This window comes from Amycolatopsis sp. NPDC051106 (assembly GCF_040682775.1).
GTDB lineage: Bacteria > Actinomycetota > Actinomycetes > Mycobacteriales > Pseudonocardiaceae > Amycolatopsis.
Genome location: NZ_JBFBBQ010000189.1, coordinates 1 through 5,528 on the forward strand (window position 1 = coordinate 1; position 5,528 = coordinate 5,528).

5 protein-coding genes are annotated in these 5,528 nt (G+C 72.1%); 4 read left to right on the top strand and 1 reads right to left on the bottom strand.

Going from position 1 to position 5,528, the window contains the following annotated elements:
- Positions 1 to 249: 249 nt before the first annotated feature.
- Positions 250 to 1,137 carry a hypothetical protein gene (locus tag AB0M83_RS48310; RefSeq protein ID WP_364529516.1) on the bottom strand — a complete coding sequence of 296 codons (888 nt, stop codon included), beginning with the start codon at positions 1,135 to 1,137 and terminating at the stop codon, positions 250 to 252.
- Positions 1,138 to 1,267: 130 nt separating this feature from the next.
- Here AB0M83_RS48310 and AB0M83_RS48315 point away from each other — a divergent pair, with 130 nt between their 5' ends.
- From AB0M83_RS48315 to ruvX, 4 genes are all read left to right on the top strand, one after another.
- Positions 1,268 to 1,654 carry a DUF948 domain-containing protein gene (locus tag AB0M83_RS48315; RefSeq protein ID WP_364529519.1) on the top strand — a complete coding sequence of 129 codons (387 nt, stop codon included), beginning with the start codon at positions 1,268 to 1,270 and terminating at the stop codon, positions 1,652 to 1,654.
- Positions 1,651 to 1,953, top strand: a complete 303-nt coding sequence (locus AB0M83_RS48320; RefSeq protein WP_364529522.1) for a hypothetical protein — start codon at positions 1,651 to 1,653, stop codon at positions 1,951 to 1,953. The genes AB0M83_RS48315 and AB0M83_RS48320 overlap by 4 nt, the downstream gene beginning before the upstream one ends.
- 82 nt (positions 1,954 to 2,035) lie before the next feature.
- Complete coding sequence (gene alaS / locus AB0M83_RS48325; RefSeq protein WP_364529525.1) at positions 2,036 to 4,696, top strand: alanine--tRNA ligase; 2,661 nt, start codon at positions 2,036 to 2,038, stop codon at positions 4,694 to 4,696.
- Complete coding sequence (ruvX, locus tag AB0M83_RS48330) at positions 4,689 to 5,189, top strand: Holliday junction resolvase RuvX (protein WP_364529528.1); 501 nt, start codon at positions 4,689 to 4,691, stop codon at positions 5,187 to 5,189. Before alaS ends, ruvX begins: the two co-directional genes overlap by 8 nt.
- Positions 5,190 to 5,528 lie beyond the last annotated feature (339 nt).

Genomic DNA, 5,528 nt, shown 5'->3' on the forward strand with positions numbered 1-5,528 from the left:
GCATCGACCGCCTGGCAACGCTCATCCCGGCCTAGCAGCGCCCCAACGCCACATTGGGTGCATCCCACGCACCCAACGCCACATCCGGTGCGTCTGACGCAACCAAGGCCACATTGGGGCGCTTGAGGCGGGCCGGGAGGAGCGGGCGGGGGGAGCGCCTCGCGCACCCAATGTGGCGTTGGGTGCGTGGGGCGCACCGGATGTGGCGTTGGGTGCGTGGGATGCACCCAATGTGGCGTTGGGGCGCTGCTAGGCCGGGATGAGCGTTGCCAGGCGGTCGATGCCCAGGCCGCTCGTCATCAACCTCTCCTTCGCGTTGCCCAGCAGCCGGCGGGTCCACGGCGTGAAGCCGCCGTCGCCGACCTCGGCCAGGCCACCGCCGAAGTCCGCGTACACCTTGAAGCACAGACCCTCGTAGTACCCGCCGCGGCCGCCCTCGCGCTCCGGGAACGGGTGGACCGGCACCTCCACCTCGTCCGCCAGGTCCGCGAACCGCGGGTCCAGCACCGTCACCCCGAGCGAAACCGCACCGGCCCCGAGCGACAAGCACTCCGCCGCCATCAGCCGGGCGTGCTCGGCCAGCGCCGCCCGTTCGAACGCGAGGTCGCCCGAGTCCCGGCCCGCCGTCACCGCGCCGAACAGCGAGAAGTGCGCGAACATCCCGGCGCCGTCCACGCGCTGGGCCCGCACCACCCGCTGGACCGTCGCCAGGCGGACCACGGAAGCCGAAGCGCGCCGGACCGCCGCCTCCAGGGCCAGGCCCGTCGTCGGGTCCGCCGCGACCTCCGTGCCGCGGCCGGTCGGCACCACCCGGTGCTGGGCCAGCCCGGTCACCACCGAATGCGTGCCCAGCGGAACCACCGGCGCGAGCGTCACCAGGTCGAACCCCGACGCCGCGCCGAGCAGAGCGTCCTCGATCCGCCGCAGCGAAGCGAACGGCAGCGGGCTCGCCGCGACGAACCGGTCGTCGCGGTGCCGGCGCAGCACGTCGGCCGGGGCCAGCCGCTTCGCCCGCCGCCGCGCGACCTCCAGCTGGACTGTCGTCAGGTCGGCGCCCGGCAACGCGGCCAGCACGTCGGCCGCCGTGCCGCCCGGGCCGGAAAGGACCCGGCGCCCGGGTCCGTCGTCGTGTGCCATCGCCCAGGTGTACCGCGCGGCCGTCGCCGGGAGCGAGGTGTTTTCGACCCCGCGCGGGGTGACACGGTCGGGAACCCGGCCAGGCGGTAACCTCACCAGCACCCAAGACCCGTGAATCCGAGGAGGGCCCGTGTCGGCAGGGCAGATCGCCGCGTTGATCGCCGCAGGAGCATTCGTGGTGCTGGTCGTCCTGCTGGCGATCCCGCTGATCAAGCTCGGCAAGACGCTGGACGCGGCCACCGAGGCGATCGAGCGCACCAACAGCAACACCGACCCGCTGCTGATCGGCGCGAACCAGACGATCACGCACGTCAACGCGCAGCTGGAGCGGGTCGACGGCATCACGTCGAACGCGCAGGCCGTCACCGGGAACGTCTCCGCCCTGGCGTCGGTGTTCACCGCGACGCTGGGCGGCCCGCTGGTCAAGACCGCGGCGCTGTCCTACGGGCTCAGCAAGGCGATCAAGGCGCGCAAGAAGAAGAGCGCCGCCAAGGCCGCGAAGAAGGCCGCGAAGTGAAGCGGCTGTTCTGGCTCGGCGTCGGTGTGGTCACCGGCGTCGTGCTGTCGCGCAAGGCCGCCGAAACCGCTCGTCAGGCCACTCCGGCCGGGTTAGCATCGAACCTGGGCGACGCCGTGCGCGAGCTGGCGGGCGCCGTGGGTTCGTTCGGCGCCGAGGTGCGCGCCGGCATGAGCGAGCGAGAGCAGGAGCTGCACGACATGGTCGAGGAGCGGGCGGGCGTGGTGACGCCGCAGGCGTCCGGCCGGCACGCCGCCGACCGCCGGCCCGTCCGGCGAGCTCGCCGGGCGGAGCGCTGACCGGTCGCGCCTGCGCGACCCGGAAGCCGCCCCGCCGCCGCCGTCACCCCGTTCTCCGGTACCAGCACAAGGACTGACCCCCGTGGACACACACGAAATCACCGACCGTTTCCTGCGCCATTTCGAGAGCAAGGGCCACACGCGCGTGCCCAGCGCGCCGCTGATCCTCGACGACCCGAACCTGCTGTTCGTCAACGCCGGCATGGTGCAGTTCAAGCCGTACTTCCTCGGTGAGGCGCCGCCGCCGTACCCGCGCGCGACCTCCGTGCAGAAGTGCGTGCGCACGCCGGACATCGACGAGGTCGGCAAGACCACCCGGCACAACACGTTCTTCCAGATGGCCGGCAACTTCTCCTTCGGCGACTACTTCAAGGAAGGCGCCATCGAGAACGCCTGGGAGCTGATCACCAAGCCCCAGAGCGAAGGCGGGTTCGGCCTCGACCCGAACCGGATCTGGGCGACCGTCTACAACGACGACGCCGAGGCGGCGGGCCTGTGGCGCAAGCTCACCGGCCTGCCCGGCGAGCGCATCCAGGAGCGCGACGGCAAGGACAACTACTGGGACATGGGCGTGCCCGGTCCCGGTGGCCCGTGCTCGGAGATCTACTACGACCGCGGCCCGGCGTACGGCCGCGAGGGCGGCCCGGTCGCGGACGAGGACCGCTACATCGAGATCTGGAACCTCGTCTTCATGCAGGACGTCCGCGGCGACCTGAGCCCCAAGCTCGGGCACAAGCCGATCGGCGAGCTGCCGAAGAAGAACATCGACACCGGCATGGGCGTCGAGCGCGTCGCGACGATCCTGCAGGGCGTCGAGAACGTCTACGAGACCGACCTCGTGCGCCCGGTCATCGGCCGCGCCGAGGAGTTCTCCGGCCGCCGCTACGGCTCGAACCACGCCGACGACGTCCGGTTCCGCGTCATCGCCGACCACGCCCGCACCGGCGTCATGCTGATCGGCGACGGCGTCACCCCGGGCAACGACGGCCGCGGCTACGTGCTGCGCCGGCTGCTGCGCCGCATCGTCCGCTCCACGCGCCTGCTCGGCGTGCAGGAGCCGGTGCTGCAGGAGTTCGCGAAGGTCGTGCGCGACACCATGGGCCCGACCTACCCCGAGCTGGTCGACGGCTTCGACCGGATCAACGAGGTCGTGCGGATCGAGGAGGAGGCCTTCCTCTCGACGCTGACCAGCGGCTCGCGCATCTTCGACCTCGCGGCCGAGGAGACCAAGCGCGGCGGCGGGGACGTGCTGGCCGGCGACAAGGCGTTCCAGCTGCACGACACGTACGGCTTCCCGATCGACCTCACCCTCGAGATGGCGGCCGAGCAGGGCCTCACCGTCGACGAGGACGGCTTCCGCACGCTCATGAACGAGCAGCGCACCCGCGCGAAGGCGGACGCGGCGTCGCGCAAGACCGGCCACGGCGACCTCTCGGAATACCGGAAGGTCCTGGAGCAGCACGGCGAGACCGAGTTCCTCGGCTACACCGACCTGCAGGCCGAGGCGAAGGTCGTCGCGCTGCTCGAAGACGGGCAGCCGGTCCGCAGCGTCTCGGCGGGCAAGAAGGCGGAGCTGGTCCTCGACCGGACGCCGTTCTACGCCGAGAGCGGTGGCCAGGTCGCCGACACCGGCGTGCTGCTCGGCGACGGCGTCGAGCTGAAGGTCCTCGACGTCCAGAAGATCGTCCCGGGCCTGTTCGTGCACCGCGTCGAGGTCACCGAAGGCGAAGTCGGCCTCGACACGAAGGTCACCGGCTCGGTCGACGCGCACCGCCGGCTGTCCATCGAGCGCTCGCACTCCGCGACGCACCTGGTGCACGCGGCCGTCCGCGGCGCGTACGGCAAGCGCGCGGCGCAGGCGGGTTCGCTGAACTCGCCGGGCCGCATGCGGTTCGACTTCACCACGCCGGGTTCGGTCTCGGCGGACGTGCTGACCGAGGTCGAGCAGGAGGTCAACGACTACCTGCAGACCAACGTCGAGGTGCAGAGCTTCACCACGACCAAGGACAAGGCCCTCGAGCTGGGCGCGGTCGCGCTGTTCGGCGAGAAGTACGGCAACGACGTCCGCGTGGTCGACATGGGCGAGTACTCCCGCGAGCTCTGCGGTGGCACGCACGTCGACCGGATCGGCCAGCTCGGCCTGGTCAAGCTGGTCTCCGACGCCTCCATCGGCTCGGGCGTGCACCGCGTCGAGGCGCTCGTGGGCGGCGACGCGCTGAAGTACGTCCGCAAGGAGCAGCTGCTGGTCTCGCAGCTGGCGAACACCTTCAAGGTGCCGTCGGAGGAGCTGCCGGGCCGCATCGAGGACGTCCTGACCCGGCTGAAGAACGCCGAGAAGGAGATCACGCAGCTCAAGACCCAGCAGGTGCTGGGCTCGGCGGGCTCGCTGCTCGACAAGGCGCAGGAGATCGGCGGCGTCACCGTGGTGGCCGAGGTCGTCCCGGACGTCGACGGCAACGGCCTGCGCGCCCTCGCGTCGGACCTCCGCGGCCGGCTCGGCTCGCGGCCCGGTGTGGTGGCGCTGTTCTCGCCGGCCGGCGAGAAGCTCAGCTTCGTCGTCGCGACGACCAAGGCGGCCCAGGACAAGGGCATCGCCGCGGGCAAGCTCGTGCCGTCGTTCGCCGAGAAGATCGGCGGCCGCGGCGGCGGCAAGCCCGACATGGCCCAGGGCGGTGGCACGAACCCGGCCGGCGCGAACGAGGCGGTCACGGCCCTGCGCGCGGCGATTGCCGGCATTGGTTAACCGCGGAAACCGCGGCCCGGACCGGCCCGGGCCGGGCGATCCGGGCCGGGGGCGGCGGCTCGGTGTCGATGTCGGATCCGTCCGGGTCGGCGTCGCACTGAGCGATCCGGCCCCCGTGCTCGCGTCGCCATTGGTTACCCTCTCCCGCGATGCGACCGACGACAGTGATCTGGACCAGCTGGCCGCCCTCGTCACCGAGCACGAGGTGGTCGAGGTGATCGTGGGCTTGCCGCGAACGCTCGCCAACCGGCAGGGTCCGGCGGCCGAGCTGGCGATCGCGTATTCTGAACGCCTGGCCGGGCGCATCGCGCCCGTGCCGGTCCGGCTGGGCGACGAGCGGCTGACCACGGTCACCGCATCCCGCATCCTCTCCCAGCGCGGGGTCAAAGGCCGCAAGCAGCGCGCGGTGGTCGACCAGGCCGCCGCCGTGGAGATCCTGCAGGCCTGGATCGACGCCGCCGCTGCGCACCGCGCCCGGGAGGGAGACCGATGAACGACGAGCAGCCACCCGAGCCCCCTCGCGGGCGCAGGCGACTCCGGGAACCGGGGCCGGCCACCCCGCCGCCGTCCCGGCCCGCACCACGCCGTGCGGATCCGCAGGATCCCCACGCGAGTGGTTACCAGGAGCTTCCGCAGCCGTCTCGGCGCAGCGGCTCCCACGAGCTGCCCCAGCCGTCGCGCCGGGCGCGGCCCGAGGCGGGCCCCGACCCGCGTCGCGACGCGCCGCCGGGCGGCCGCCGTCGCCGCCTCGAGCCGAGATCGGAAGAGCGGCGGGGAGGGAAAGAGTGTAGAAGAAAGAGGGTAAAACTCGGTGGGGGGCGGGTCATTGAAG

Bases quoted from the DNA above. Each gene is read 5' to 3' on its own strand.
- AB0M83_RS48310 (WP_364529516.1), bottom strand. From the start codon at position 1,137: ATGGCACACGACGACGGACCCGGGCGCCGGGTCCTTTCCGGCCCGGGC.